This is a genomic window from Pseudomonas sp. JV245A, from assembly GCF_032424515.1.
Taxonomy (GTDB): domain Bacteria; phylum Pseudomonadota; class Gammaproteobacteria; order Pseudomonadales; family Pseudomonadaceae; genus Aquipseudomonas; species Aquipseudomonas protegens.
In genome coordinates, this window is the sequence record NZ_VYKE01000602.1 from 1 (window position 1) to 333 (window position 333).

At 61.3% G+C, this 333-nt stretch carries 1 pseudogene; it reads right to left on the bottom strand.

The annotated features are described in order from the left end of the window. Positions 1–333 (bottom strand): annotated as a pseudogene (locus F6S12_RS33230) (sel1 repeat family protein); the annotation flags it as partial.

Below are 333 nucleotides of genomic sequence, written 5' to 3' on the forward strand. Positions count from 1 at the left end.
GCTGGGCCAGGCGCGAGACGATGATGTACTGGGTCACTGCGTAATGCAGCTTGAACTGGCCGCTGTCCCGGGCCTTGGCGATGGCCGCCTTGACGAAGGCCTGGCGCTCGGCCGTGGTCATGCCCTTGAACAGGTCGGGGAGATCGAAATGGATCTCGGCCGAGAAAATCGCCACTTCTTCATCCCGCGCCTCGTCGTACATCACCTGCTTGCTGGTCACCCGCGCCTTCAGCTCGCCAAAGTGCTGTTCGCCTGCGGCCAGTTGCTCTGGGCTCATCTTGCCTTTAAGGGCATCCAGCTGGCTGGTGTCCTCGGTGTTGTCGATAACCTTCA